General features: G+C 64.3%; 29 protein-coding genes. 16 read left to right on the top strand and 13 right to left on the bottom strand.

All coding sequences use genetic code 11. The annotated features are described in order from the left end of the window. The first annotated feature begins 44 nt into the window (after positions 1–44). Positions 45–764 carry a TetR/AcrR family transcriptional regulator gene (locus tag AC1RQP_RS27615; protein WP_492939606.1) on the top strand — a complete coding sequence of 240 codons (720 nt, stop codon included), beginning with the start codon at positions 45–47 and terminating at the stop codon, positions 762–764. A gap of 113 nt (positions 765–877) precedes the next feature. Here AC1RQP_RS27615 and AC1RQP_RS27610 read toward each other — a convergent pair whose 3' ends face one another. Then, positions 878–1,585: a GntR family transcriptional regulator gene (locus AC1RQP_RS27610; protein ID WP_492939604.1), complete on the bottom strand. Its 708-nt coding sequence runs from the start codon at positions 1,583–1,585 to the stop codon at positions 878–880. Between the two features lie 250 nt (positions 1,586–1,835). On the opposite strand from AC1RQP_RS27610, the gene AC1RQP_RS27605 reads away from it, so the two are divergent. The 6 genes from AC1RQP_RS27605 (at position 1,836) to AC1RQP_RS27580 (ending at position 7,612) form a co-directional block, all read left to right on the top strand. After that, the gene (locus AC1RQP_RS27605; RefSeq protein WP_492939602.1) at positions 1,836–2,822 is read left to right on the top strand and encodes an ABC transporter ATP-binding protein; all 987 of its coding nucleotides are present in this window, start codon (positions 1,836–1,838) and stop codon (positions 2,820–2,822) included. Between the two features lie 41 nt (positions 2,823–2,863). Next, positions 2,864–4,153, top strand: coding sequence for an ABC transporter substrate-binding protein (locus tag AC1RQP_RS27600; RefSeq protein WP_239624783.1), 1,290 nt, complete (start codon positions 2,864–2,866; stop codon positions 4,151–4,153). A gap of 4 nt (positions 4,154–4,157) precedes the next feature. After that, complete coding sequence (locus tag AC1RQP_RS27595) at positions 4,158–5,117, top strand: ABC transporter permease (protein WP_492939600.1); 960 nt, start codon at positions 4,158–4,160, stop codon at positions 5,115–5,117. 2 nt (positions 5,118–5,119) lie between these two features. After that, complete coding sequence (locus AC1RQP_RS27590) at positions 5,120–5,998, top strand: ABC transporter permease (protein ID WP_061882840.1); 879 nt, start codon at positions 5,120–5,122, stop codon at positions 5,996–5,998. A 20-nt stretch (positions 5,999–6,018) separates the two neighbouring features. Then, positions 6,019–6,750, top strand: coding sequence for an aspartate/glutamate racemase family protein (locus AC1RQP_RS27585; protein ID WP_492939902.1), 732 nt, complete (start codon positions 6,019–6,021; stop codon positions 6,748–6,750). A 367-nt stretch (positions 6,751–7,117) separates the two neighbouring features. Continuing rightward, positions 7,118–7,612: a hypothetical protein gene (locus AC1RQP_RS27580; RefSeq protein WP_492939598.1), complete on the top strand. Its 495-nt coding sequence runs from the start codon at positions 7,118–7,120 to the stop codon at positions 7,610–7,612. Between the two features lie 180 nt (positions 7,613–7,792). Here AC1RQP_RS27580 and AC1RQP_RS27575 read toward each other — a convergent pair whose 3' ends face one another. From AC1RQP_RS27575 to AC1RQP_RS27560, 4 genes are all read right to left on the bottom strand, one after another. After that, the gene (locus AC1RQP_RS27575; protein WP_239624789.1) at positions 7,793–8,188 is read right to left on the bottom strand and encodes a hypothetical protein; all 396 of its coding nucleotides are present in this window, start codon (positions 8,186–8,188) and stop codon (positions 7,793–7,795) included. 103 nt (positions 8,189–8,291) lie between these two features. After that, positions 8,292–8,630, bottom strand: a complete 339-nt coding sequence (locus AC1RQP_RS27570; RefSeq protein ID WP_492939596.1) for a hypothetical protein — start codon at positions 8,628–8,630, stop codon at positions 8,292–8,294. Between the two features lie 137 nt (positions 8,631–8,767). Further along, positions 8,768–9,298 (bottom strand): gamma carbonic anhydrase family protein, encoded by a 531-nt coding sequence (locus AC1RQP_RS27565; RefSeq protein ID WP_239624793.1) that lies wholly within the window; start codon positions 9,296–9,298, stop codon positions 8,768–8,770. 81 nt (positions 9,299–9,379) lie between these two features. Then, a complete protein-coding gene (locus AC1RQP_RS27560) occupies positions 9,380–9,709 on the bottom strand; it encodes a DUF6949 family protein (protein WP_028180891.1) in 330 nt (109 codons plus the stop codon). Between the two features lie 221 nt (positions 9,710–9,930). On the opposite strand from AC1RQP_RS27560, the gene AC1RQP_RS27555 reads away from it, so the two are divergent. Further along, a complete protein-coding gene (locus tag AC1RQP_RS27555) occupies positions 9,931–10,638 on the top strand; it encodes a hypothetical protein (protein ID WP_492939594.1) in 708 nt (235 codons plus the stop codon). A 231-nt stretch (positions 10,639–10,869) separates the two neighbouring features. Here AC1RQP_RS27555 and AC1RQP_RS27550 read toward each other — a convergent pair whose 3' ends face one another. Beyond that, the gene (locus tag AC1RQP_RS27550) at positions 10,870–11,724 is read right to left on the bottom strand and encodes an AraC family transcriptional regulator (protein ID WP_492939592.1); all 855 of its coding nucleotides are present in this window, start codon (positions 11,722–11,724) and stop codon (positions 10,870–10,872) included. 240 nt (positions 11,725–11,964) lie between these two features. Between AC1RQP_RS27550 and AC1RQP_RS27545 the strand changes: the two genes are divergently transcribed. Genes AC1RQP_RS27545 through AC1RQP_RS27535 form a run of 3 tightly spaced genes read left to right on the top strand, consistent with a single transcriptional unit; the run spans position 11,965 to position 15,712 of the window. Beyond that, positions 11,965–14,091: a molybdopterin-containing oxidoreductase family protein gene (locus AC1RQP_RS27545; protein ID WP_492939590.1), complete on the top strand. Its 2,127-nt coding sequence runs from the start codon at positions 11,965–11,967 to the stop codon at positions 14,089–14,091. Between the two features lie 2 nt (positions 14,092–14,093). Continuing rightward, positions 14,094–14,399: a ferredoxin family protein gene (locus AC1RQP_RS27540; protein WP_091889461.1), complete on the top strand. Its 306-nt coding sequence runs from the start codon at positions 14,094–14,096 to the stop codon at positions 14,397–14,399. Beyond that, on the top strand, positions 14,396–15,712 hold the full coding sequence (locus AC1RQP_RS27535; protein WP_492939588.1) for an FAD-dependent oxidoreductase: 1,317 nt from the start codon (positions 14,396–14,398) through the stop codon (positions 15,710–15,712). The genes AC1RQP_RS27540 and AC1RQP_RS27535 overlap by 4 nt, the downstream gene beginning before the upstream one ends. A gap of 370 nt (positions 15,713–16,082) precedes the next feature. On the opposite strand, the gene AC1RQP_RS27530 is transcribed toward AC1RQP_RS27535, so the two are convergent. Together AC1RQP_RS27530 and cysE are read right to left on the bottom strand one after the other, a co-directional pair. Further along, on the bottom strand, positions 16,083–16,301 hold the full coding sequence (locus AC1RQP_RS27530; protein WP_007602550.1) for a DUF3126 family protein: 219 nt from the start codon (positions 16,299–16,301) through the stop codon (positions 16,083–16,085). 135 nt (positions 16,302–16,436) lie between these two features. Beyond that, complete coding sequence (gene cysE / locus AC1RQP_RS27525; protein WP_028180886.1) at positions 16,437–17,261, bottom strand: serine O-acetyltransferase; 825 nt, start codon at positions 17,259–17,261, stop codon at positions 16,437–16,439. Between the two features lie 279 nt (positions 17,262–17,540). On the opposite strand from cysE, the gene AC1RQP_RS27520 reads away from it, so the two are divergent. Further along, the gene (locus AC1RQP_RS27520) at positions 17,541–18,899 is read left to right on the top strand and encodes a hypothetical protein (RefSeq protein WP_492939586.1); all 1,359 of its coding nucleotides are present in this window, start codon (positions 17,541–17,543) and stop codon (positions 18,897–18,899) included. A gap of 187 nt (positions 18,900–19,086) precedes the next feature. Here AC1RQP_RS27520 and AC1RQP_RS27515 read toward each other — a convergent pair whose 3' ends face one another. Next, a complete protein-coding gene (locus AC1RQP_RS27515) occupies positions 19,087–19,233 on the bottom strand; it encodes a hypothetical protein (protein ID WP_492939585.1) in 147 nt (48 codons plus the stop codon). Between the two features lie 14 nt (positions 19,234–19,247). Beyond that, positions 19,248–19,484 carry a DUF2933 domain-containing protein gene (locus AC1RQP_RS27510; protein ID WP_239624801.1) on the bottom strand — a complete coding sequence of 79 codons (237 nt, stop codon included), beginning with the start codon at positions 19,482–19,484 and terminating at the stop codon, positions 19,248–19,250. A gap of 208 nt (positions 19,485–19,692) precedes the next feature. Between AC1RQP_RS27510 and AC1RQP_RS27505 the strand changes: the two genes are divergently transcribed. Together AC1RQP_RS27505 and AC1RQP_RS27500 are read left to right on the top strand one after the other, a co-directional pair. Beyond that, on the top strand, positions 19,693–19,944 hold the full coding sequence (locus AC1RQP_RS27505) for a hypothetical protein (protein ID WP_492939582.1): 252 nt from the start codon (positions 19,693–19,695) through the stop codon (positions 19,942–19,944). A 62-nt stretch (positions 19,945–20,006) separates the two neighbouring features. Next, the gene (locus tag AC1RQP_RS27500) at positions 20,007–20,297 is read left to right on the top strand and encodes a hypothetical protein (protein WP_239624804.1); all 291 of its coding nucleotides are present in this window, start codon (positions 20,007–20,009) and stop codon (positions 20,295–20,297) included. A gap of 405 nt (positions 20,298–20,702) precedes the next feature. On the opposite strand, the gene AC1RQP_RS27495 is transcribed toward AC1RQP_RS27500, so the two are convergent. Next, positions 20,703–21,116, bottom strand: coding sequence for a hypothetical protein (locus AC1RQP_RS27495; RefSeq protein WP_492939580.1), 414 nt, complete (start codon positions 21,114–21,116; stop codon positions 20,703–20,705). Positions 21,117–21,222: 106 nt separating this feature from the next. Here AC1RQP_RS27495 and AC1RQP_RS27490 point away from each other — a divergent pair, with 106 nt between their 5' ends. Then, positions 21,223–22,158: a LysR family transcriptional regulator gene (locus tag AC1RQP_RS27490; protein WP_492939578.1), complete on the top strand. Its 936-nt coding sequence runs from the start codon at positions 21,223–21,225 to the stop codon at positions 22,156–22,158. Positions 22,159–22,251: 93 nt separating this feature from the next. Here AC1RQP_RS27490 and AC1RQP_RS27485 read toward each other — a convergent pair whose 3' ends face one another. Both AC1RQP_RS27485 and AC1RQP_RS27480 read right to left on the bottom strand, forming a co-directional pair. After that, a complete protein-coding gene (locus AC1RQP_RS27485; RefSeq protein ID WP_492939576.1) occupies positions 22,252–23,007 on the bottom strand; it encodes an alpha/beta fold hydrolase in 756 nt (251 codons plus the stop codon). Between the two features lie 165 nt (positions 23,008–23,172). Then, positions 23,173–24,309: a hypothetical protein gene (locus AC1RQP_RS27480; protein WP_492939574.1), complete on the bottom strand. Its 1,137-nt coding sequence runs from the start codon at positions 24,307–24,309 to the stop codon at positions 23,173–23,175. 310 nt (positions 24,310–24,619) lie between these two features. Here AC1RQP_RS27480 and AC1RQP_RS27475 point away from each other — a divergent pair, with 310 nt between their 5' ends. Next, positions 24,620–24,865 carry a zinc-finger domain-containing protein gene (locus tag AC1RQP_RS27475; protein WP_007602543.1) on the top strand — a complete coding sequence of 82 codons (246 nt, stop codon included), beginning with the start codon at positions 24,620–24,622 and terminating at the stop codon, positions 24,863–24,865. The last annotated feature ends 9 nt before the right edge of the window (positions 24,866–24,874 follow it).

Below are 24,874 nucleotides of genomic sequence, written 5' to 3'. Positions count from 1 at the left end.
GTTGCAGGTTGGAACCAAAAGTCAAGCCGTGGGGTTAGGGGTCAATGACGACGACAGTGCATAAGGCGCAGATGCGAGAGACCAAAGGACTGGCCGATAGAAGTCAGAAGCCGCGCGCCAGGGCCAAGCACAGCCAGATTCTCGACAGCGCCCGCGTTCTCTTTCTCGATCAGGGTTTCGATGCCACCAGCATGGACGCGATCGCGCGCGAGGCCGGGGTCTCGAAGGCTACGCTCTACGTTCATTTCGACGACAAGGACGATCTGCTGCTCGCGCTCGTGAATGAGGAGTGCAAGCGCTTCGGGCCGAAGACGCTATGGCGCGACCATGGCGGCAAGATCGATCTCAGGGCAGAACTCCACGCCATTGGCACGACGTTCCTCGAAGCCTTTCTCGACCAGCGCGGGCTTGCCGTGCACAGACTCGTGATGTCCTGCGCCTCGCGTTATCCGCGCGTGGCGGAGGTTTTCATGAAGTCCGGACCGGACCGCTGCGACGCCGAAGTGGCCGCCTTCCTGCGTGCAGCGCAGGCGCAGGGCCTTGTCGACGTTCCCGACGTCGCCATGGCGGCGACGCAGTTTCTCAGCCTGATCCAAGGCAAGGAGATCCTGAAATGGACCCTCTCGATGAAGACGCCGAGCCCGGCCCGCCATCGCGCGCTGATCGAGAATGGCATCAACGTGTTTCTCGCGGCCTATGAGCGACGTCCCGCGGCGGTGAAGCAGACGCGGCGAAACCCGGCGAAGGCATCTGCGCGCCGCTAAAGCGCGATGCGATTAAGATGAATCGTGATCGCGCTTCAGGTTGTCGTTCAAGCATGATCTTTTCGGAAAGCCGCTGCGCACCTTTCCGGATCACGCTTTAGTATCAGAACCGCTCAGGCGCCCAGCACGTCGGCGAGCCGCCGATCCGCGGCGTCGAGCTCTTTCAGGAACAGTTCGGCCTCGATCTCCTGCAGATGCGACAACATCAGCGCGCACGCGGCCTCGCCATCGCGCCGGCCGATCGCCTCGACGATCCCGGCGTGATGATCGGTGCCGCAAGCCGGCGTGTCGTGGCGGCGGTAGAGCAGGATGATGAGCGAGGAGCGCGCGATCAGCTCCTTGAGGAAGCCGAGATAGATGCTGTGGCCGCTCATCTCGGCGACGAGACGATGAAACTCGCCGGAGAGCCGCACCGAGGCGCGCGCATCGCCGCGCAGCTCCGCCTCGCGCTCCTCGGTGAGATGGCGCTGCAGGCGATTGATCCAGGCCGGAGACGCCGCATCGATCGCGTGATCGACGATGGCGGGCTCGATCAGGCGCCGCGCCTCGAACACTTCGCGAGCGTCGGCAGGCGTCGGCCGCGCGACGAAGGCACCGCGGTTCTTCTCGATGTTGACGATGCCCTCATGCGCGAGCTGCTGCAGCGCGGTGCGCACCAGCGTGCGGCTCGCGCCGTAGATATCGCCGATCTCGTCCTCGCCGAGCTTCGTGCCCGGCAGCAGGCGATGTTCGAGGATCGCGGCGGTCACGCCCTCCCGGATACGGCTGACGCGATCGCTCGCATCTGGCGCATCGGATTTCGGGCGGGTCTTGGCAGCCATTGGTGTGAGGGCTCGATCGGCGACGTTCGGCCAAATGGTAGTCGACGAGCTGTATCCAATCACAGGCGAAACTTTATACAATCTGCGCCCGTTTTGTGTGCAGAGAGGAGCACCGGCGTCGGCCAGCCAGCCGGGGTCGGAATTGACCTAACGATCTGACTCCACTGCACAGTTCTCTGAAATCGGTTGGCTGAAGGCGCTTGGCACGGAGCTTGCGGAGAGAGGCGCATCGCCCCTGCTCGGACACGCCATGGCCACTCCCGCCGCTCTCGAACTGGTCGCCGTCACCAAGCGCTACGACACCACGCTGGCGGTCGACAACGTCAACCTGAAGATCCCGGCAGGCACCTATTGCTGCCTGCTCGGCCCCTCCGGCTGCGGCAAGACGTCGACCCTGCGCATGATCGCCGGCCACGAGGCGGTCAGCGAGGGCGACATCATCCTCGGCGCGCAGAACGTCACCGACCTCGAGCCGGCCAAGCGCGGCACGGCGATGATGTTTCAGTCCTACGCGCTGTTTCCGCACCTCAGCGTGCTCGACAATGTCGCGTTCGCCTTGAAGATGCGCGGCATCGACAAGCCGACGCGGCACAAGCGCGCCGGCGAATTGCTCGAGCTGGTCGCGATGAGCCAATATGCGGGCCGTCTCCCGGCGCAGCTTTCCGGCGGCCAGCAGCAGCGCGTGGCGCTCGCCCGCGCGCTGATCACCGAGCCGCAGATCCTCCTGCTCGACGAGCCGCTCTCCGCGCTGGATCCGTTCCTGCGCATCAAGATGCGCGGCGAGCTGAAGCGGCTGCAGCGCGAGCTCGGTATCAGCTTCATCCAGGTCACCCACGGCCAGGAAGAGGCGATGGCCCTCGCCGACCACATCGTGGTGATGAACCAGGGCCGGATCGAGCAGCAGGGCACGGCGCGCGACATCTTCCATCATCCCCGCACCGAATTCGTGGCGCGCTTCATCGGCGGCCACAATGTCCTCAGCGACTCCGGCAAGCTCATCGCCGTCCGCGCCGATCAGCTCGGCATCGTGCCGTTCGCCGACGGCACGTTCGGCGCACCGGCCTTGTTGACCCAGACCGAGTACCAGGGCGCCTACATCGCGGTCTCGCTCACGCTCGACGACGGCACGGCCCTGTTCTCCCACGTTCCCGAAGCCACCTTCGACGTCCACCCGTTCCGTCCGGGCGATCGCGTGCTGGCGACCTGGGATCCCGCCAAGGCGCAACCCCTGCAATAGCGCCGATCGATCACCGGAATGCGCAACAGAGGAGTGATGACATGACCGAGACCACCAGGACGAAGGGCGTCAGCCGCCGCACGCTGCTCAAGGGCACCGCAGGTCTCGCCGGCCTTGCCGCCGGCTCGGGGGCGATCACAGGCTTTCCCTACGTGAAGTCGGCCGACGCGAAGGTGCTGCGCTATCTCGGCACCGCCGTGAACGAGGGCGACGACATCGCAAAGCAGTGCCTGAAGGACACCGGCATCAAGATCGAATACATCACCGCGACCACCGACGACGTCACCAAGCGCGTGATGACCCAGCCGAACTCCTTCGACGTGCTGGACACCGAATATTTCTCGCTGAAGAAGATCGTGCCGTCGGGCAACATCCTCGCGCTCGACGCCAGGAAGATCAAACAGTTCGACAACATCACGCCTGTGTTCACCAAGGGCGAGACGCCAGGTGGCAAGAAGATCGGCGGCCAGGGCACGGCGCCCTGGAAGGTGCTCTACCTCGAAGGCAAGGACTCCAAGAAGTTCGCGACGTCGGCGACCGAATTCGTGACGCTGATCCCGACCGTCTACAACGCCGACACGCTCGGCATCCGCCCCGACCTGATCAAGCGGCCGATCAGCTCGTGGTCCGAACTGCTCAACCCCGAGTTCAAGGGCAAGGCCTCGATCCTCAACATCCCCTCGATCGGCATCATGGACGCCGCGATGGTCGTGGAAGCCACCGGCAAGCACAAATATGCCGACAAGGGCAACATGACCAAGGAAGAGATCGATCTCACCATGAAGGTCATGACCGAAGCCAAGAAGGCCGGTCAATTCCGCGCCTTCTGGAAGGATTTCAACGAGAGCGTCAACCTGATGGCCTCGGGCGAGACCGTGATCCAATCGATGTGGTCGCCGGCGGTGACGAAGGTGCGCTCGATGGGGATCGCCTGCACCTTCCAGCCGCTCAAGGAAGGCTACCGCTCCTGGGCCTCCGGCTTCTGCGTCTCCAAGGGCGTCTCGGGCGCGAAGCTCGAATGGGCCTATGAGTTCGTCAACTGGTTCCTGTCCGGCTACGCCGGCGCCTATCTCAACCGCCAGGGCTATTACTCGGCCGTGCTCTCCACCGCGAAGGCGCATATGGAGCCCTACGAGTGGGCCTACTGGATGGAAGGCAAGCCGGCCGAGAAGGACATCAAGGCGCCCGACGGCTCGCTGCTGGAGAAGGCCGGCGCGGTGCGCGACGGCGGCTCCTACGAGGACCGCATGGGCGCAGTCGCCTGCTGGAACGCGGTGATGGACGAGAACGACTACATGGTCCGCAAGTGGAACGAGTTCATCGCGGCGTGACGTGATGGACACCTCCGAGGACATCCTGCATCAGGTATCCCCGGACCTCGTCCGGGGATCGGAGACGGCGCGCCGCAGCAAGACGGCGCGACCGTCACCGTCTTTGGTATCCTGGCTGCAGGCCGGGCCGATGATGCTGGTGTTTCTCGCCTTCTTCCTGATCCCGCTCGTCTTCGTCGTCATCGTCTCGTTCTGGGATTACAACGAATACCAGCTGCTGCCGGTCTTCTCGGGCCGCGGCTACACCGATACGTTCGAGGGCTGCATCGCGCAGCTCCCCGAGCTGTGCACGATCGGCAAGACCTATCTGAAGACGCTGAAGCTGTGCTTCATGGTCTGGGCCATCACGCTGTTCATCGGCTTCTGGGTCGCTTATTTCCTCGCCTTCCACGTCAAGTCCAAGACCTGGCAGATGGGATTGTCGCTGCTGTGCACGATCCCGTTCTGGACCTCCAACGTGATCCGCATGATCGCCTGGATTCCACTGCTCGGGCGCAACGGCCTCGTCAACTCGGGCCTGATGAAGACGGGCCTGATCAACCATCCGATCGAATGGCTGCTGTTCTCCGAATTCTCCGTCGTGCTGGCGCTGGTGCACCTCTTCACCTTCTTCATGGTGGTGCCGATCTTCAACTCCATGGTGCGCATCGACAAGTCGCTGATCGAGGCGGCCTATGACACCGGCGCCACCGGCTTCCAGACCCTCGTCAACGTCATCATTCCCCTCGCAAAGCCCGGCATCGTGATCGGCTCGATCTTCGTCATCACCATCGTGATGGGCGACTTCATCACCATCGGCGTGATGGGCGGCCAGCAGATCGCCGCCGCCGGCAAGATCATCGAGACGCGGGTCAACGCACTGCAATTCCCGGCCGCCGCCGCCAATGCCGTGATCCTGCTCGCGATCACCTTCCTGATCATCACCATGATGTCGCGCATCGTCGACATCAAGAAGGAGCTCTGAGCATGAGGGAAGGACGTCCGCGCTCCTTCTACGTGCTCGCGATCTTCTTCGCGGCCTATGTGCTGTTCCTCTACGGGCCGATGATCGCGATCTACGTGCTGTCGTTCCAGGGACCGCAGGGCGGCCTCACCTTCCCGATGAACGGCGTCTCGACCTTCTGGATCGCAAAGCTGTTCCAGGGCACCGGCATCGTCGATCTCGGCGCGGCCTTCCGCCGATCGCTGCTGCTTGGCCTCGTCGTGATGGTCCTCACCGTCGTGCTGTCGGTCGCCGCAGGCATGGCCTTCCGCAGGAAGTTCAAGGCGCAAAGCATCCTGTTCTATTCGGCGATCGCGAGCCTGATCGTGCCCTCGATCATCACCTCGCTCGGCATCTCGCTGGAATTCCGCATCATCGACGATCTGATCAAGGCGCATTGGAACGAGAATTTCGAAACCTCGATGGGCCTGCTCACCTCCGGGCTCGGCGCGCACCTGACCTGGACGCTGCCGTTCGGGCTGCTCATCATGTTCGCGATCTTCAACCGCTTCGACCCGCGCCTCGAGGAAGCCGCGCGCGATCTCGGCGCGACACCATGGCAGACCTTCCGTCACGTCGTGCTCCCGATCATCCTGCCGTCGGTGATCGGCATCGGCCTGTTCGGCTTCACGCTGTCCTGGGACGAACTGGCCCGCTCCAGCCAGGCCATCGGCGCTGTGAATACATTGCCGCTCGATCTGCAGGGCCTCACCACCACCGTGACGAACCCCGACATCTATGCGCTCGGCACCGTGATCTCGGCCGTCTCGTTCACCGTGATCTCGCTTGCGCTCGGCACCATCCACGTGCTCAACAAGCGGCAGGCGGCCAAGGGTTCGGACGCCGGCAAGGGACTCGTCTGACAAGGAACTTGTCTGATCCGATGCGGCTTCACGTCGTCAATCCCAACACCACTGCGTCGATGACGGCGAAGATCGCCGCTGCGGCGCGCAGCGTCGCCCTGCCCGGCACGGTGATCGACGCGCGTCAGCCGACGATGGGCCCGGTCTCGATCGAGGGCTTTTACGACGAGGCCTTCGCGGTCCCCGGCATGCTCGGCTGCATCCGTGAAGCCGACCGCGACGGCGCGGACGCGCACATCATCGCCTGCTTCGACGACACCGGCCTCGACGCCGCGCGCGCCGCCGCAAAGGCGCCGGTGATCGGCATCGGCGAAGCCGGCTTCCACATGGCGAGCCTGATCGCCGCGCGCTTCGCCGTGGTGACGACGCTCGGTGTCTCCATCGTGCCGATCGAGCACAATCTGAGGAAATACGGCCTCGCCGAGCGCTGCACCCGGGTCCGCGCCGCCGAAGTGCCGGTGCTCGCACTGGAAGAGCGCAATACCGATGCGCTCGGCAGAATTTCGGCGGAGATCACTGCCGCGATCCGAGACAACCGCGCCGAGGCCATCGTGCTCGGCTGTGCCGGCATGGCCGATCTCGCCGCCGATCTTGCCGCCACGCACGGCCTGCCCGTGGTCGACGGCGTCGCCGCGGCGGTGACGCTGGCGGAATCACTGGTGCGGCTGGGGCTGAAGACCTCCCGGCTCGGGCCCTATGCCGCGCCGCGATCGAAGCCCTATGATGGACTGCTGTCGGGCTTTCGTCCGTAAGCGCAGCACCACATACCTATGGACGGCATGAGCACGGGGTCCGTGTGCCCGGCCCGCACCGACACCGCGACGATCGGCCTCGTCTGCCGATTCTGATGCGGAATCACTGACGCGCGCAGCCCCGACGACCGGATCAGCAACGCGTCCTCGGGCGGACGCCTGCGACCCGGATGGAGGGAATCTCGCGAAAATGCGGCGGAAAAGGTGTTATTGAACCTCTTTTTGCAGCCGCCGGTCCCATTAATCCCAACCAGCCTCTTTTTGGTCCTATTCCTTGCCGAAACCTAAGGCTTTCGGGACGCCCCGGTGGCCCTCTGGGTTGCCGGTCTTCGCCATTCGCCAAGTTTCCATTTGGGTTTTGTCAGCGATGATCGATCTCGCCCGGGACACACCGTCCACCTCCCTCCTTCGCCTTGGCGGCCAGCCCATCGCGCTGACCGCTGCAGCCCTCTTGCTCCTGATCGCGGGCGTGACTTCAATCGCGATCTGGCGTGCCTATACCGGCGCCGCCCCTGAGAGCGACCGCATGGTGGCATCGCGGCAGCTCCAGGCCCGCGCGGCCCAGGCGTCCGAGCAGCTGGTCGAGAAGACCAAGGGTCTGGAGGCGACCCAGCAGGAGTCGATCGACCAGCTCCAGGTGGTGCAGGATCAGCTCCTGACCATGAAGCGGCTGCTCGCCGCGCAACAGGCCGATACCAAGCGCCTGTCAGAGCAGGTCGCCACCCTGAACGAATCCATCGACGGCTTGCGCCAGTCATTTGCCAGTGCGCGGGCGACCGAGGTCGAAACACCGTCGGTTACCCGCAGGAAACCGGCGCGGCACCGCGTCCAGGCCAGCGCGCGCAAGCGGTCGCGCGGCTGAGCCGACAGCCGCGGGAACTTTATTTTCGCCACTTGTGAACTGGATCACATTCGCCCGTAGGATTCCGCGCGATGTTGGCATCTACCGGATGGCGTGAGCCGATTTCAATATCCGGGGCTGGCAAGGTCGTTGACGGTATACTGCGTCAACGGCCTTGTTCTTTAACAGGTTTATTCGGTCTTACTCGCAGACGTCGACGCGGCGGTACCGCCATCCCGACGGCGTCATGACACGCTTCCGCGCGACATAGCAGCCGCCGTAACCGTCGTTGTAGCCGGGGCCGTAATAGTAGGGATCGCCGTAGTAGGGATAACCATAGCCGTAATAGCCGCCGTAGTAGCCGGCACCGACGAAACCCGCGCCGATTGCGACTCCTGGCCAGAAGCCGCCGCCATGCCAGTGGCGATGCCCCCAGCCTCCCCCATGGAAGCCGCCGCCACGAAAGCCGCCGCCATGGAAGCCTCCGCCATGGAAGCCTCCACCATGTCCGAAGCCGCCGCGCGCCTCGGCCGCCTGCGGCGCCAATAGTCCGAACGCCGCCACAGTCAGCGCCGCCACGATCATCTTGCGAAACATCACTCGATCCTCCGCGTGGAGACACTCCACGCTTCAAAGCCGGACCAAGCTAACGTCAGTTGGGAACTCGTGACAGCCACGCTGTCTCACTTCCGCGCGAGCGTCAGCAGCCGCGGCAGATGCTCTTGATCTTCCTGTCGAGCTGCCGGTTCTCAGCATTGACGGCGGCATCAGCCGCCTCACCTCCGCCGGTGCCGGTCGTGACTCCGGAGCCAGGGCCGGATGATTGAGCCGTACCCAGGCTGTTGGTACCGGGCGGCGGAACTGGCGAATTGGCAAAGCCTCCGGTCGATCCTACCGAGCCTCCCGTCGATCCCACTGAGCCTCCGCTCGATCCGGCTGAGCCGCCGGTCGTTTGCGCGAACGATGAGGCGGGCAAGGCCGCGAGTGCGAGGATCATGATCACAGTCTTTATTGAACTGGTTGCAGACGATCTGGCCATCGGAAGTCCTCCTTTGCCGGTCAACCGACGCGGCGAAGACAGGTTCCGGAACAGACGTCTTAGGCGCAACCGGCGTCGCGTTCGCCGCGCAATGCTGCCGAGCTGATTATGTCCACTCCGCGCCTTACCGCGATGCGTCAACCGATCCGCTTCAGACCCTTCTTGAAGCGCGGGCCGTTGGCGACATAGAACTTGGCCGCGCCTCCCATTCGCTGCACCTGGGCGTCGTCGAGCGTGCGGACCACGCGCGCCGGCGAGCCGATGATGAGGGAACGTTCAGGAAATTCCTTGCCCTCGGGAATGACGGAACCGGCGCCGACAATGCTGTTGCGGCCGACCCTGGCGCCGTTCATCACGACCGAGCCCATGCCGACAAGGGCGCCCTCCTCGATGGTGCAGCCATGCAGGATGACATTGTGGCCGACCGTGCAGTTCCTGCCGACGTGAAGCGGAAAGCCGAGATCGGTGTGGCAGGTCGAGCCGTCCTGCACGTTGGCGCCCTCGCCGATCTCGATCCACTCGTTGTCGCCGCGCAGCACGGCGCCGAACCAGACGCTCGCACCGGGCTTCAGGCGCACGCGGCCGATCACGGTCGCGGTCTCCGCGATGAAATAGTTGCCGTCGGCGGGAAGATCGGGCGCCTGCCCGTCGAGCTCGTAGATCGCCATCAAGGTCTCCTGTCGGGTTGACCCAGCCATAGCGAAACGGCGGCTCCGACGCAAAGGGCCGGCCGCACTCAAAGCGAGGCGTTAGACCAGAATGCCGGCCGCGCGCAGCGTCATCAGAAAGAAGGTGCCGCTCATCATGCTCCAGAAGCCGGCGATGACGGTCGCCATCATCACGAATTCGACGCGGCGGCTTTCCACCTGCACGCCGCGCAGCGTGTTGCGCATGATGATGAAGGGCGCGGCGAACACCAGGAACGGAACCGCCGCGAAAGTTTTCGGCGCCACGCCATCCTGCAACAGGCCGAAGCCGGCGGGCCGCTGCGCGAGCGCCTGGTAGCCGTTCACGAGCGCGCCAGCGAGCGCGAAACCGATGCAGATCGAGAAGAAGGTATTGAGAGCTTCGGGTGTCATCGGAACAGTCCGCATTTACACAACGCCGGAGCTTTCCTGTGACAAAGAGTGCCGGTTAACGCTACATTATCCTTAAGAGAAGGTTAACGCGGCCGGCCGGTCCACGCAGGGCCGTCCCCGCCTCCCGCAGCCGGGAATGCTCCGCGAAACCGCCCTCGCGTGGCATATTCGCCGCTGATTCGTCGGCCATCGGCCGACCTCCGGCTCGACTTGCGCAATTCATGACGGTGTCTTCGGCAGCTCCCCTCAGGTTCCCCCGCACGCGCACCCGCGCGCATGTCCTCCCGATCGTGCTCGCCGGCACTGCCGCGGCATGCGCGGTTGCGCTCGTCGCCTATTTGTTGTGGCCGACCTGGGGCCCCAGGGGCGCCAACGCCCCGGACAAGCTGCCGGTGAGCATCGGCGGCACACTGTTCAACCTGCCGACGGCTGCGATCCGCATGAAGATCCAGCGGCACTCGGGGCCGCAGGAGCGCATCGATCTCGACTTCCTCTATCCCTCGCTGGAGCCGCCCGGCGCGCCGAAGCACGTCACCGCCGACACGGTGGAAGCGGCGGTGCAATCGATCGACCGCATCTTCCTGTCGATCGCGGCCCATCACGATGCGCTCTCGCCCGAGCAGCGGACGGCCACGATCTATCCGCGCTATCTCGATCAGGCAGCAGTGATGCCCGCGGACGGGCTGACGATGCGGATGTTCCGCACCGACACGCCTTACGGCAGCGAGGATCTCTATTCCGCGGCAAACCCCGCGCTGGCCGCGCGCTGCACCCGCGATGCGGCCACACCGGGCATGTGCCTCTCGGAGCGCCGCATCGGCGGCGCCGACCTCACCTTCCGCTTCCCGCGCAGCTGGCTGTCGCAGTGGCGTGACGTGGCGGATGCGATGGACAGGCTGACGGAGCAATTGCGCGGGCCGAGGGGCTGAGCTCGGCCCGCGCTCCCCCTGGCCCGCCGCAAGATCGAAGCCTCCCCGACGAAAATAGCGAAAACAACCCCATGCACAGTAGCCAAGTCGCTGCGATTATTCGTATTTTTCGAAGGCAACTTTGACCCGTCGGGCATGGGGTGACGGTCGCGGAGGCGACCGCGCAGGTCCGCGTGCGCGACAAGACATAGCTCTTGCGGCGGCGAGGTCCGCCCTCCCTTGACGGAGGCCTCAGTCCCGAACCTTCTGCGCCCGATACAGGCTCGGGGTCGTCCCGACCGCCTTGCGGAAGGCGCGGTTGAAATTGGCCTGCGACGAAAATCCCGTGGCGTAAGCAATGTCGACCAGCGGACGATCGCTGGTCGACAAGAGGTTCCTGGCGAGGTCGAGGCGCTGCCGGCTGACATATTCATGCGGCGCCGCGCCGGTTGCCGCCTTGAAGCTGCGGGAGAAATGCGCCGGGCTCATGCACGCCACCGACGCCAGTTCCTTCACCGTGAAATCGCGATCGACGGACGCCGCGATGAACTCCGTCACGCGCGACAGCCGCCTGGCGTCGAGCGGCTTCTGGACAGCATGGGGTTGCTTCAGCCGGACTGACGTCGCCGCATAGCTGTGCACCAGATGAGCCGACAGGGCCCGCCCCAGGCTCTCGATCAGGAGGCGGCCGGTCGAGGTCTCATGTTCGAGCTCGCCGAGGATCCGGTCCGCGACGTGCTCGATGAAGATGTCGCGGTCGATGCTCTCGTAGCGGATCGACATTCCGGACGGGTCGATGTCGAGATCCCGAAGCATGGTGTCGTCGAACGGGTGTCCGGGAAGAAAGATATGCAGGCACTCCTGCATCTGGTTCTCGACGCGGATGAAGTCCTCGCGGATGCCGGCCGGACACAGCCACACGGTGCCCCTTCTGCCGAAAGTGCGCTGCCGCATGCCTGCACCTTCCCGATCGACGACCGAGTTGCCGCGCAGCAGGATCGCGATCTCGGTGTCGCGCGGCAATTGTGCCGGCAGATCACCCGGATCATGGCTCCACCGCTCCGCAAGCAGGTGCGACCAACGCCGCTCGTTGGATGTCTGAAGCATTCTGCCGGTAACATATTTATCGACAGAATTGCCGAGCATACCCATCGTGTCTCTCCGTCAGACAACGCGATGTGCAGGTAAAGGTAGTGCCGGGTCCAGCAATTAGCATGCCAGAGATCGGCCCGGGCGTCCACCGGCCGAGAGCAGGCTGGGACAACAACACCGCACGTTTTGAGAAGCCAGACCGGGCCCGACGACCGCATCCTTCGGATTGCCTCAAATCAGGAAGCGGAGAGTTCCATGGCAAGGACCACGGTCATTGGCGCATGCCCCCACGATTGCCCGGACACCTGCTCGATTCTGACCACGGTCGAGGACGGCAAGGCCATCGCCGTCCGCGGCAATCCCGACCATCCGTTCACGCGCGGACGGCTTTGCGTCAAGGTCAACAACTACGAGGAGCGTGTCTACAGTGACAAGCGCGTGCTGTATCCGCTCAAACGCGTCGGACCGAAAGGCACCAGGCAATTCCAGCGGATCTCCTGGGAGGAAGCGCTCGCGACCATTGCCTCGCGCTGGACATCCGTCATTGCCGAGCACGGTGCGCAGGCAATCCTGCCCTACAGCTATCTGGGCACGCAGGGCGTCATCAATGGGCTGAACGTCGGCGATCCCCTCTTCAACAAGCTCGGCGCGACGGTTCTGGAGCGCACCTTCTGCGATTCCGGCTCTTGCACCGCGTACATGATGACGATCGGGCACACGCCGGGCGTCGATCCCGAGAGCTTCGTGCACTCGAAGTACATCATCCTGTGGGCCTGCAACACGCTGAGCACGAACTCGCATCACTGGCCGTTCATCGAGCAGGCGAAAAAGGCCGGTGCCAAGCTCGTGGTCATCGATCCCGTCCGCACCCGCACCGCGCGCCTCGCCGACTGGCATATTCCGATCCGTCCCGGCACCGATGCTGCGCTGGCGCTCGCGATGATCCACATCATCATCAAGGAGAATCTGGTCGATCGCGACTATATCGACAAATACACCGTTGGTTACGACGAGCTGGCCGAACGGGTCTCCAGCTACACACCCGAATTCGCCTCGCAGGAAACCGGCATTCCCGTCGACGACATCCTCAAGCTGGCGCGGGAATATGCGACGACACCTCCGGCCGTCGTCCGCATCGGCGTCGCGGTCGAGCGGCATGCCGGCGGCGGTCAGACCGTGCGCGCGATCGCCTGTCTTCCGGGACTGATCGGCGCCTGGAAGCACGTCGGCGGCGGGCTGCTCCAGCTCCCGATCTGGGCGTTCCCGGTCAGATGGGACGTGCTGATGCGTCCCGATCTCCAGCCGGAGAGGATGCGCGTGCTCAATTCCTGGCGCCTCGGAGCGGCGCTGACGGGCGAACTCGGCTTCGATCCGCCGATCAAGGCGCTGTTCGTCTACAACGCCAATCCAATGGCGATGGTGACCGAACAGGGCAAGCTCGAAAAGGGATTGGAACGCGAGGATCTCTTCACCGTCGTCAGCGAGCACTTCCTGACCGACACCGCCAAATACGCCGACATCGTTCTGCCCGCAACCACGCAGCTCGAGCAGAAGGACATCATGTTCTCCTGGGGGCATCTCTATCTGTCCTACAACAACCAGGCGATCGCGCCGCTCGGCGAGGCCGTGTCCAACACCGAGCTGTTCCGCCGGCTCGCGCGCGCGATGGGCATCACCGACCCCTCCTTCTTCCGGAGCGACGACGAGATCATCGAGGCCTCCCTCGACTGGAGCAGCCCGGTGCTCGCAGGCATCACGCTCGACGACGTCAAGGCCAAGGGCTATGCGCGCCTCAACATGCCCGCGCCGGCCGACTGGGCGCCGCACCGCGAGGGTAATTTTCCGACCGCATCGGGGAAGTGCGAGTTCAGCTCGACCATCGCCGCCGGCGGCAACTTCGTGGTGCCGCTGTTCCGCCAGGGCTACAATGGCGATCAGGACGCCACGCCGGTCGATCCTCTGCCCCACTACATCCCGCCGAACGAGAACCCGCGCACCGCGCCCATGCTCGCAACGCGCTATCCGCTCAGCCTGATCTCGCCGAAGAGCCACGCCTTCCTGAATTCGAACTACGGCAACCTGCCGGCGCAGACCGCGCAGGCTGGCGAGGAACAGGCGGTGCTCCTCAATCCGGACGATGCGGCACAGCGTGGCATCGTCGCGGGCGCGCCGATTCGCGTGTTCAACGACCGTGGCGCGTTCGAGGCCTTCGCGACCGTTTCGGCCGACGTCATGCCGGGTGTGGTGGTGGCTCCCTCGGGCTACTGGCAGCGGTCCAATCGCAGGGGCGCGACGGTTCACGTGCTGACGCCTCCCGCCTTCGCCGACCTCGGCCGTGCCCCGACATTCTCGGACATCCTCGTTCAGGTCAGCGGGGCCTGACGATGACATATGTGGTCACCGACAATTGCCGCGGCTGCCGATACACCGAATGCGTCACCGTCTGTCCCGTGGAGTGTTTCCACGTCGATGACACCATGACCTACATCGATCCGGAAAACTGCATCGATTGCGGCGGCTGCGCGCCGGCTTGCCCGGTCGGCGCGATCGAGCCCGACTATCGCCTCGCCGCGGACAAGAAGTACTGGATCGACGTCAACCGCAAGCGCGCGACCGAGACTCCCGTCATCAGTGCACGCCTGCCGGCCCTGCCGGGGGCCGATGAACGCAGGCAGGCGCTGGGCCGATGACGGCGTCCGCTGCAAACGAAAACCGCATCGCCGTCGTCGGCAGCGGACCGAGCGGCTTCTACACCGCCGAGGCCCTGTTGCGCTCGGGCGTGCCCTTGACTGTCGACATGTTCGAACGGCTCCCGGTGCCGTACGGGCTGGTGCGGTTCGGCGTGGCTCCCGACCATCCAAAGCTCAAGCAGGTCACAACGGCATTCGACCGGATCGCCGCCATGCCCGGGTTTCGCTTCATCGGCGGCGTGACCATCGGAGACGACGTCACGATCGACGAGCTGCGCGAGGCCTATGACGCCGTCGTGCTGGCGACGGGCGCCGAACTGAGCCGGGCGCTCGACATCCCCGGCGAAACACTCCCGGGCAGCCACACGGCGGGCGATTTTGTCGCGTGGTACAACGGGCATCCGCAGTTTGCGGATCTGCGGTTCGATCTTCATCATGAGACCGCGATCGTCATCGGCCATGGCAACGTCGCTCTCGACGTGGCGCGCATCCTCGCCAAGACCGCGGACGAGCTGCGCCGGACCGACATCGCGCGTCACGCGCTGGACGTGCTGGCTGAGAGCCGGATCCGCGAAATCCACGTCGTCGGCCGCGGCGGACCGGCGCAGGCCAGGTTCACCGCAAAGGAATTGCGTGACTTTCTCGAACTCAACACGTGCGACACATGCGTCGACATGCGCAACGTCAGCTCTGATGAATTCGAGCCGCGATCTTCCGGCGATCCGGAGCTGACCGAAAAATTGTCGTTGCTGCGCGCGTTCTCGCAGGCCGCCGTGACGAAGCCGCGGCGCTGCGTTTTTCGATTTCGTCTGTCACCCGTGGCGCTCCGCGGACGAGACCGCCTGGAGGCCATCGCGTTCAAGCAGGAATCGGGCGCTATCGAGGACATCGCATGCGGCCTCTCGCTCAGCAGCGTCGGCCGGAAGACCACGCCGGTGGCTGGGGTTCCCTATGACGCGCGTCGCGGCGTGCATGCGAACGTCGACGGACGTGTCGCGGTCGATGGTTCGGTGACCGAGGGCCTCTATGTCTGCGGATGGAGCAAGCGCGGGCCGAACGGCACGATCGGCACCAATCGCGGCTGCGGCATTGCGACCGCAGAGGCCGTCCTGGCGGATATCACCCATCGACGGCCGCGCTCGGACACGCCTGACGCACTGCTTGCGCGCCTGACCAGCCGCGTCGCACGCATCGTGAGCTATCCGGATTGGGCCACGATCGACGCGGCCGAGAAGCGCAGGGGAGCCGTGCTGGGCAAGCCCCGGGAGAAGTTTGTCACGATTCCCGACATGCTCGCCGCCGTGGGCGCGTGACGGAGAAGCGTGCACGGACCGCGAAGGTAACGGCGTCATTGCGAGCGCAGCGAAAGAATCCAGAATCCCTGCGCGGAAAAATTCCTGGATTGCTTCGCTTCGCTCGCAATGACGATGGGGAGCGAGTTCAGCTCGATCTGCGTGCCCCGGACGCAGCGCAGCGTCTCTTCGACGGTGCGCTGCTGAGCCGGGGCCCATGTTGCGGAGATGCGTCGTGCGGCTTCCTGGGTCCCGGCTCAGTACTGCAACGCCGTAAGCGCGTTTACGCGCGTCCTCGACGCGCTATGGGCGTTGCAGTACGTCCGGGACACGAGAGAACGCCGCGCATGGCGAAGACTCAGCTCCGCTCGCGACGACGGCGTACCAGCAGCTACTCCTGATCGACGAGATCGTCCTCGAGGATGGCCATCTGGAACTGGAACGAGCGATCGTCGTCCTCGTCGTCGACGAAGAGCACGCCGATGAACTCCTCGCCGATATAGACTTCGGCGGAATCGTCCTTCTTCGGCCGCGGCACGACGCGGATCTTGGGATTGCCGAATACGCGCTTCAGATACGCGTCGAGCTTCCTTACTTCCTTGACGTCCACGGCAAGTCTCCAATCGAAATCTAACGTGGCGGGGTTTTAGGACGAGACGCGACGAACCGCCAGCATGAATTGCCAAAGAATTTGGGGACGACAAGGGCCGGAGAATCCGGCCCTTTGCAACGTCAAACCACGGTCTCAAAGCCCCATGGCGTTGATCATCTGATCCATGGTGCGCGAAGGCTCGGCGCAGCCGGCTTCGCCGACGATCTTGGCGGGCACGCCTGCGACCGTGACGTTGTGCGGCACCGGCTTGACCACGACCGAGCCGGCAGCGATGCGGGCGCAATGGCCGATCTCGATGTTGCCGAGGATCTTCGCGCCGGCGCCGATCAGGACGCCGTGACGGATCTTCGGATGACGATCTTCATTCTCCTTGCCGGTGCCGCCGAGCGTGACGCCGTGCAGGATCGAGACGTCGTCCTCGATCACCGCGGTCTCGCCGCAGACGAAACCGGTGGCGTGGTCGAGGAAGATGCCGCGGCCGATGCGCGCGGCGGGATTGATGTCGGTCTGGAACACCGCGGAAGCGCGGCTCTGCAGATAATACGCAAAGTCCTTGCGGCCCTTCAGATAGAGCCAGTGCGCGAGGCGATGGGTCTGGATGGCGTGGAAGCCCTTGAAGTAGAGCAAGGGATCGATGAAGCGCGAGGTCGCGGGATCGCGATCGTAGACGGCGACGAGATCGGCGCGGAAGGCGTTGCCGAGATCGGGATCGTCGCGCAGCGCTTCGTCAAAGGTCTGGCGCACCAGATCGCCCGACAGCGCGGAGTGATCGAGGCGGTCGGCGACGCGATGGACCACGGAGTCTTCGAGGCGGCTGTGGTGCAGCACCGTCGAATAGATGAAGGTCGCAAGCTCGGGCTCGCGGTGGACGATGTCCTCCGCCTCGCCCCGGATCCGATCCCAGATCGGATCGAGCGATGCGAGCTTTCCTCCCGGATTGACCTGATGCACTGCCATGCGATTTGCTCTCTCGAATTGGCCTCTTTTACCGGCTGTATAGCACAGTCTAGGCGACAAAGTCCTGACGGGCTTGCCTGAGAGTGAACAGCACCTTGCCCCGCGGGGGCACGCCAAGGCTTTGAAACACAAGCATTTCTTCTGACGCCCCCAAGCGGCAAGGTCGGCTCAAAGTGGTCAGAGTTCTGCCAAATTCAAGCGGGGCGGCATCAAACTATTGGTGAATTCTCTCCGAGCAGCTATTGCAGGCCAGGTCCGAACGAGGGGCACGGAACCGATTTGACCATCACCACCGATCAATTGCGCGCACGCGCCGCTGATACGTTTTGGCTTCGGCTCGCGGCGGCGGCCCTGCCCCTCCTGATGATCGCGCCGGCGTTCTGGAACGGCTATCCGCTGTTGCAATGGGATACCGGCGGCTATCTGGCGCGCTGGTACGAGGGCTATCTCGTCCCAAGCCGCTCCACGGTGTTCGGCCTCTATCTGCACTATGGCGAGAGTTTTGGCTTCTGGATCAATCTCGCCGTCCAGTCGCTGGCGACGCTGTGGCTGCTGCAGCTCACGCTCCGTCTGTTCTCGATGATGCAGACCTTCCGCTTCGTCGCGATCAGCCTTGGCCTGATCCTGTCGACCGCGCTGCCCTGGCTTGCAAGCCTGCTGCTCACCGACATCTTTGCAGGACTCTCGGTGCTGTCGCTGTTCCTGCTGGTCATCGGAGGACAGCGCACGTCACGGCTCGAAAAGGTCGCGCTGTTCGCCTTCACCGCCTTTGCGGCCGCGACCCACAGCGCGACGCTCGGCGTGCTGCTCGGTCTCTGCGCCGCCGGCTGGATAGCGCGGCCGTTCGTGGGCAAGCGGCTTCCGCTTGCCGGATTGACACAGGCGAGCCTCACCATCGTTGCGGGCGGCCTGATGCTGGTGTCGGCGAATTACGCGCTGTCCGGCAAGTTGGCCTGGACGCCCGGCGGCTACGGCGTCGCCTTCGGCCGGATGCTGCAGGATGGCATCGTTGCGCGCTATCTCAACGACCATTGCCCGCGCGAACGCTACAAGCTCTGCCCCTATCGCAACGAGCTGCCGGCGAGCGCCGACGAATTCCTGTGGGGCAAGAGCATGTTCAACACGCTCGGCCGCTTCGATGGGCTCAACGAGGAGATGGGCTACATCGTCGTGCATTCGCTCGCGGACTATCCGGCCTGGCAAGCCGGCGCGGCGTTGCGCGCGATGGGACAGCAATTGCTGCATGTGGCGACCGGCGAAGGCACCAATGGCTGGATTCCGCACACCTACGGCATCATTGAGCGCTACATCCCCTCCCAGGTCGCGCCGATGCGGGCGGCGCGGCAGCAGCACTGGGACATCGATTTCGACTACGTCAACTGGCTGCATGTGCCCGTCGCGCTGGCCTCGATGCTGGGGCTGGTCCTTCTGCTCGCGCATGCGCTGGCGAAGCGCCGGCTGGACGACCTGACGCTGCTGGCCGCGACGGTGACGCTGGCCTTGCTCGGCAACGCCTTCATCTGCGGCGTGATCTCCGGCCCGCACGACCGCTACGGCGCGCGGATGGTGTGGGTTGCGACGTTCGTGGTGCTGATCGCCGCGACGCGCCGTATCGGCGAGGACGTCAAAGCGCGATGAGACTGGGGTGAAGCGACATCGCGCTTGGATTCGTCCGAGCAGCAATCGCTTTCATCGAAAAGGAACACCCGGAACTGACTTGGCGTTCAACAGCCTCTCCGAGTCGGCAAAGAACCAGAGTCCGATAACAGCCCTTGGCCGGCTCCGGGCGCTCTCGAGCGGGCCGCTTGCACGTCCGCTCGTGCCCCTAAGCGGACATGTAGCGGACGTCCTCGGGCAGCAACGCGGGCCGCGGGCCGAGGAAAAGGAAGTAGCAGCCGACCACGATCAGGATGATTCCGGAAAGTCCCAGAAGGATCGACGAGAAAGGCCAGCCGAATTCCCTGCTGCGCATCCGGCTCCGTCATGTCAACGGTGCCGGTGGTCCCCACCTCCACGATGCCTGCCGTGCATGAAAAAATGCATGAGCGGACAAGCTAGGAGAGGCAACCAGAGCAGAGCGCCAAGCACATGGGCCTGATGCTGGGTGAACAGCAGCGCGCCCGCGATAGCCGCGATAACGGCAAGTCCCACAACGGTTAGAGAATTGCGCGACAGGCCCCGGCGTACTCCGGCCTGATCGTGGGCATGGTCTGGCAAGGTCATCGGAGCACCTCAAGACGGCACCATTGCCTGATCGGCGAACAGGGCCAAAACCAAGTCTCGCAGATCTCGCATGAATAATCTTGATGCACGTCAAACTGCGGTTCCCCGTAACGGTCGGCAACGGCAGCGTTGATGTGCATCAAATCGCGATCTCAGGACTGTTGTTTAATGGAATTTCAACAGGTCTGTCTCAACCGGAGGAACGTCCATGACTGCCAAGAATTTTTTCGCTGTGCTGGCGCTCGCTTCTCTCCTACCTGCTCCCGCAATGGCTCAGACCGCAACGAAAGACACTGAAAAGAGCGGTCACCACTATCAGGGCGGGCCGAAGACCGAAGTGCCTCATCACATGGGTAAGAAGGAAACTACCGGAAAGGCGACCACCGGCCAGTCCGGCGGACATCACTACACCGGCGGACCAGCAACATCGACACCGCATCACATGGGCGACAAAAAGTAAGCGGCATGAGAACCGGTGGCGTGCCGCACCGATGATGCGCCCTCCTTATAGGAGTAACTGGCATGGCAAAGCTCCCTTATGTGCGAACTATGTTCGCAACTTGCATGCTGTTTCAGGTGATCTACGTTCTATGCGTGCTTCTCTGGTTGGCCTTCCCGGACTTGAAGGGCCATGAACTCCTCCCGATTGTCTTTCCCGGTTTCAAAACGATTGCGGTCGGGAGCCTCATCTACGGCCTTGTCGCCAGCATGATCTACGGGTGGGCCGTTGCGATCATCTACGTCTTCTTCTTCAATCTTTGGCCGCAACTCGTGGCTGCTGTGATTGGACCGCGAGCGGTGCAACGCACCTAAAACGGACATCGGAGACTACTGACGAACAACTCCTGCCGCCTGCAAACAACTGACTGGTTGGCTCGAACCGAACGGCGAGACGCCAGCATTTAGCCCTTTGCCGACGTTCCTACTCGCTTCGAACCGACGTCTCATCAGCGCCCTTAGAGGGCTCCAGATCTCTGCGCATGAAGGAGTGGACGGCCTACCCTGAAGGGAGCGGATGCCCTCTTGTGATGGGACATTTCAGAATACGGTGACAGTGCACTAATCTCCGCACGGCGCGGCTATCCGGAGCGCTGATCAGCGCCAACTTTGTGCACGGTCACCGCAATGGAGCATGCCAGCAGGTGCTCGAAGACAAATCCCGGATCACTGAAGCTGAAGCTCCTTAAGGCGAATGCGCAGGCCCTCGCCTCAATGCGTTCACACCGCCTTGGCGAGCGCGAACAACCGGAAATCTTCGAGCGCCGCGTGCCGATGCGGAGCGACTTCGCGCCGGTAGGTCTCGGTGTCGACGATCGCGCGGAAGGTGGCGAAATCGGCGTATTCATTGATCGCCGCTTCGTCCCAGCGTTCGCCTGGCGAGCCGACGAGGCTCGTCAGGACCGGGCCAGAGAACATCCGCGCGAGCGGCTTGCCGGCCGCGAAACGCCGGAATGCCGGCCTGTAGCGTTCATTGAAGGCTTCGCGGCCCGTACAGGGCGCGGCGTCGAACCCGTCCTCGTAACGCGCCTGCGCGCGGTAGCGAAGCAGATTGAGCATAAAGACCGGCTGGCCGGATGGGATCGCCCGCTCGGCGGCGTCAAGGGCTTGCAGAGTGATTTCGATAGGGTTCATCGGACTTCCCGCGTTTTGGCGTCGCAGACTGCGCGCTGGCGCTTCGTGATTAACCGTTCGGGCCTGGCTCTTGTAGTGACCCCGCAGCCATGACTATATGGACTCCATGTCCACAACGGCTTTGCCTCCCGATCTCTCGCGTCTTCTCGCCTTCGTCCGCGTCGTCGAGGCGGGCTCCTTCGCCGAAGCCGCGCGGCGGGCGGGGACGACCACCTCGGCGATGTCCAAGGCGGTCGCCCGCTTCGAACAGGCTCACGGGCTGCGGCTTTTGCATCGCTCCACCCATTCGTTGGCGCTGACCGACGAGGGCGACAGGCTGATGACGGCGGGACGCGCGTTGGTCGAAAGTCTCGCCCGTGTCCAATCCGCGCTCGGCGAAGTCGCGCGCGACGATGGCGGACGGGTGCGCGTGACCGCCCCCGCCTCGTTCGCGCGCGCCTGCATCCTGCCGCGACTGCCCGCGTTCCTGCGGGAACGGCCGGAAATCGAGATCGAGGTCAAATTCCGCAACGAGATTCTCGATCTCGCGGCGGAAGGCGTCGACGTCGCGATCCGCTCAGGGCCGCTCGACCGCGCGCCGGGCCATCAGGCGCGGCGGCTTTGCACGTTCTCCTGGATCGCTTGCGCCTCGCCCGCCTATCTGAAGGCGCGCGGCGCGCCGGCGACTCCATACGAGCTTTCCGCGCACGACCATGTCGGCTTCCGGAATCCCGCGAGCGGTCAGATCCTGACCTGGCGCTTCGCCGACCCGCGCGGCAAAGGACCCATTCGCGTCGCGCCCAAGCCCAAGCACATTTGCGACGACGCGCACGCTTCGCTCGCTTTGATCGCGAATGGGTTTGGGGTCGGCTGGGGGCCAGCGTGGCTCGTCAACGAAGACCTTCGCACCGGCCGACTGGTCGAAGTGCTGGCGCCCTGGCGCGCGCCTGGGGAACCTCTATGGATGCTGCGCACCTCGGGCCGCCGCCCGCCCCTGCGTACACAGCGCGTCATGTCGTTCCTCACCACGCTTCCCGCCGCGTTCAGCGACAAGTCGGTGTGAAGCATCGGCCGTCACCGAAATTCAGGCGCCAAGCAACTGAGCTCCAGGTTCCAGGAATTGGTGGGCGAAGACCCCTCTTGGCCCTTTGCCGGCTCAGCCGCGGCGTGAGAGGAAGTCGAGCACGCCGGTCTTGTAGACCTTGTCGCCGACCGCACGCATGTGGTCGCGATTGGGAATATCAAGCACTTCCGAGCCCGGGATGATCGCACCCAGCGCGCTGGCGGAGCCGGCGACGTCGTCGGCGCTGCCGACCGCGATCAGCACGGGCACCTCGATGCGCGCAGCCTCGTCCTTCGTCATGAGATCTCGCGTACCGCGCAGGCAGGCGGCGAGTGCACGGCGGTCGGAGCGCGTCTGATCGGCAAACGCGCGAAAGGTGCGGCCGACGGGATCGGTGACGTCCTCGAGCTCCGGCGCTTCCAGCGCTTTCGCCACGTTCTCTCCGGGTCCGGTGCCCTCGATCAGGCCGCCGATGCCGATGCCGCCGAGGATCGCCGAGCGCAGGCGCTGCGGCTCGTTGAGCGAGAGCCACGCCGTCATCCGTCCCCCCATCGAATAGCCCATGATGTCGGCCTGCGGGATGGCGAGATGATCCATCAGCGCGAGCACGTCGCCGGCCATGGTCGGGATCGAGTACTGTTCTGGCTCGTAGAGCTTCGCGCTTTCGCCGTGGCCGCGATTGTCGAGCGCAATCACGCGGCGGCCGTTCTTGCGCAGCTCCGAAACCCAGGTCGGATAGACCCAGTTCACGTTCTTGCTGGAGGCAAAGCCGTGCACCAGGATGATCGGATCGCCCTCGCCTTCGTCGAGATAGGCAATTTCAACGGCGCCGTTGTGAAAGCTCGGCATCATCAGTTCCGTGGGGTCTCTGGGGGGAAGGTTGATCTTAGACATGATCCGGAATTGTGTGCAGCGGTTTTTCCGCGCGACAAACGCGGACCGCATTTGCGCGAAGATCATGCTCAAACAATGACCCACAGCGGCGGCGACGAATTACCTCGATCCCATCGCGATTTAGGCCCTGAGGGCCGCATCCGCCAAAGCGGCGTCAGCCGCGATCTGCGCCCGGCGAAGCCGCCGCGCCCGCCTGCGATCGCACCAGGCCTGGGTCAGGCGCTCGGTCGTCGCCTTGATGGAGGACAGAAGGCCGAACAGCGTCAGTGCGGCGCCGAACAGCGCGAGCGCCAGATCGAACGCGCCGCCGAGGAGCAGCAGTGCGCCCCGGCCCAGGAGCTTCATGATCGCGCGCGTCTTGCCGCCCTGCGCTTCCGCAAGCCGCGCCGCGCGCGCGAGGTCCTTGGGACCCTCGGCCATGCGCAAGGTGTCCATCGCACCGCGCGTGCCGGTCTTTTCGGCGACGCGCGTGACGTCCTTGCCGAGCCGAACCAGCGCACCGGCCTTCTCGGCCCGGAACGCGGCCTTGATCGCGCTCATGGTCTGGCCCGGCCGCAGCACCGAGCCTGATACCACCGCGTTCCGGAGCGTCGGCGTGTCGACGACCTCGCGCGCCGACCGGCCGGCCCATGCGGCCAGTCCCTCGCCGAGCCGTCCGACTTTGCGCGCATCCTTCACCAGCGTCAGTCCGGCGCGCACCGGCGCGGCACCGCCGACGGACACGTAGGTTGCCGCCGTCACCGCAAGGCCGGCAGCCGCAAGCCCGAGCACGAGACGGTCGGTGTCCTCGCCCATGGCAAGATGCTTGCCCTCGCGCACCACGTCCCTGATGTCGCCGAACACGAACAGATCGCCGGCGACCGTTCCCGACAGGCTCGCGACGTCGTCGGCGTTGCCGGTGACGAGACCGGTGGCGAAGCGTTTGGCGAAATGCGAGGTGGAGTTCTCCGCCTTGACGGCGTCACTGACACGGTTCAGGAGGTCGTCGGGGAGCGCGATGTTGCGATCGCGCGCCAGCGCAACGAAACTGTCGGCGAGATCGGCATCGCCGGCGGCGAGCGCGGCCTCGATATTGTCCTGAACCAGCCGGTCGTTCCGCCGCAGCAGCGCATCGAGCTTCAGCTCCGACAGCGCGGAAGGATCATCCTGGGCAGCGAGGATCGCGCCGGCCTCACGGGCATGCGGCGCGACCTGCACGAGCATGAAGCTGCACGCCGCGATACCGGTCAACGCTGTGCTGATTCGCAGCCACTTCATGCGGAATGCCTGGATGGTCCCTTCGGGTCGCTTGCGCCTGACGATTCGTCCTTCGTCGCAACTTGCAGTCGTCCATAGAGATAGTTTGCCAAAATTGCGACACAACGTCCCCGACGAAAGAAGGGCTTCTCTCAGGCCTCAAGATTGTGTCGAATTTGCATGAGCAAATGAGCATGGGGCAATTGCGAACCTTTCGGTTCCACTGGACTAGCAATCATCTGCACCCGTAAGTATGGTCCGCGGCGCCTCAAAGATGCCGCGTCAGTTCTTGATTGTGTCTGCCGCCATTGCCACTCCAGGATGAGTTACGATGTCCGATCATGTCGTCCCGCACTTCCATAACGATGCCGGTGTCCCCGTCATCGAGATCGGCTCGCAAGAGTTCATGTGTGTGGGCGCCAACCCTCCGTTCGACCATCCGCACGTCTTCCTCGACCTCGGCAACGACAACGAGATCATCTGCCCCTATTGCTCGACGCTGTACCGCTTCGCGGCCGACCTGAAGGCGGGCGAAGCCCGCCCGCCGGAATGCGTCCTGAAGGACAAGGTGGCCTGACCGCTTCCA

Source organism: Bradyrhizobium sp. GW821-FHT13H06, assembly GCF_058803975.1.
Note: the sequence above shows the minus strand (reverse complement) of the source record. Positions and strands in the feature narration are given on the sequence as shown.

Excerpts from the sequence above, each read along its gene's own strand:
- AC1RQP_RS27615 (WP_492939606.1), top strand. The coding sequence starts at position 45 with ATGACGACGACAGTGCATAAGGCGCAGATGCGAGAGACCAAAGGACTG.
- AC1RQP_RS27610 (WP_492939604.1), bottom strand. The coding sequence starts at position 1,585 with ATGGCTGCCAAGACCCGCCCGAAATCCGATGCGCCAGATGCGAGCGAT.
- AC1RQP_RS27605 (WP_492939602.1), top strand. The coding sequence starts at position 1,836 with ATGGCCACTCCCGCCGCTCTCGAACTGGTCGCCGTCACCAAGCGCTAC.
- AC1RQP_RS27600 (WP_239624783.1), top strand. The coding sequence starts at position 2,864 with ATGACCGAGACCACCAGGACGAAGGGCGTCAGCCGCCGCACGCTGCTC.
- AC1RQP_RS27595 (WP_492939600.1), top strand. The coding sequence starts at position 4,158 with ATGGACACCTCCGAGGACATCCTGCATCAGGTATCCCCGGACCTCGTC.
- AC1RQP_RS27590 (WP_061882840.1), top strand. The coding sequence starts at position 5,120 with ATGAGGGAAGGACGTCCGCGCTCCTTCTACGTGCTCGCGATCTTCTTC.
- AC1RQP_RS27585 (WP_492939902.1), top strand. The coding sequence starts at position 6,019 with ATGCGGCTTCACGTCGTCAATCCCAACACCACTGCGTCGATGACGGCG.
- AC1RQP_RS27580 (WP_492939598.1), top strand. The coding sequence starts at position 7,118 with ATGATCGATCTCGCCCGGGACACACCGTCCACCTCCCTCCTTCGCCTT.
- AC1RQP_RS27575 (WP_239624789.1), bottom strand. The coding sequence starts at position 8,188 with ATGTTTCGCAAGATGATCGTGGCGGCGCTGACTGTGGCGGCGTTCGGA.
- AC1RQP_RS27570 (WP_492939596.1), bottom strand. The coding sequence starts at position 8,630 with ATGGCCAGATCGTCTGCAACCAGTTCAATAAAGACTGTGATCATGATC.
- AC1RQP_RS27565 (WP_239624793.1), bottom strand. The coding sequence starts at position 9,298 with ATGGCGATCTACGAGCTCGACGGGCAGGCGCCCGATCTTCCCGCCGAC.
- AC1RQP_RS27560 (WP_028180891.1), bottom strand. The coding sequence starts at position 9,709 with ATGACACCCGAAGCTCTCAATACCTTCTTCTCGATCTGCATCGGTTTC.
- AC1RQP_RS27555 (WP_492939594.1), top strand. The coding sequence starts at position 9,931 with ATGACGGTGTCTTCGGCAGCTCCCCTCAGGTTCCCCCGCACGCGCACC.
- AC1RQP_RS27550 (WP_492939592.1), bottom strand. The coding sequence starts at position 11,724 with ATGCTTCAGACATCCAACGAGCGGCGTTGGTCGCACCTGCTTGCGGAG.
- AC1RQP_RS27545 (WP_492939590.1), top strand. The coding sequence starts at position 11,965 with ATGGCAAGGACCACGGTCATTGGCGCATGCCCCCACGATTGCCCGGAC.
- AC1RQP_RS27540 (WP_091889461.1), top strand. The coding sequence starts at position 14,094 with ATGACATATGTGGTCACCGACAATTGCCGCGGCTGCCGATACACCGAA.
- AC1RQP_RS27535 (WP_492939588.1), top strand. The coding sequence starts at position 14,396 with ATGACGGCGTCCGCTGCAAACGAAAACCGCATCGCCGTCGTCGGCAGC.
- cysE (WP_028180886.1), bottom strand. The coding sequence starts at position 17,261 with ATGGCAGTGCATCAGGTCAATCCGGGAGGAAAGCTCGCATCGCTCGAT.
- AC1RQP_RS27515 (WP_492939585.1), bottom strand. The coding sequence starts at position 19,233 with ATGCGCAGCAGGGAATTCGGCTGGCCTTTCTCGTCGATCCTTCTGGGA.
- AC1RQP_RS27510 (WP_239624801.1), bottom strand. The coding sequence starts at position 19,484 with ATGACCTTGCCAGACCATGCCCACGATCAGGCCGGAGTACGCCGGGGC.
- AC1RQP_RS27505 (WP_492939582.1), top strand. The coding sequence starts at position 19,693 with ATGACTGCCAAGAATTTTTTCGCTGTGCTGGCGCTCGCTTCTCTCCTA.
- AC1RQP_RS27500 (WP_239624804.1), top strand. The coding sequence starts at position 20,007 with ATGGCAAAGCTCCCTTATGTGCGAACTATGTTCGCAACTTGCATGCTG.
- AC1RQP_RS27495 (WP_492939580.1), bottom strand. The coding sequence starts at position 21,116 with ATGAACCCTATCGAAATCACTCTGCAAGCCCTTGACGCCGCCGAGCGG.
- AC1RQP_RS27490 (WP_492939578.1), top strand. The coding sequence starts at position 21,223 with ATGTCCACAACGGCTTTGCCTCCCGATCTCTCGCGTCTTCTCGCCTTC.
- AC1RQP_RS27485 (WP_492939576.1), bottom strand. The coding sequence starts at position 23,007 with ATGCCGAGCTTTCACAACGGCGCCGTTGAAATTGCCTATCTCGACGAA.
- AC1RQP_RS27480 (WP_492939574.1), bottom strand. The coding sequence starts at position 24,309 with ATGAAGTGGCTGCGAATCAGCACAGCGTTGACCGGTATCGCGGCGTGC.
- AC1RQP_RS27475 (WP_007602543.1), top strand. The coding sequence starts at position 24,620 with ATGTCCGATCATGTCGTCCCGCACTTCCATAACGATGCCGGTGTCCCC.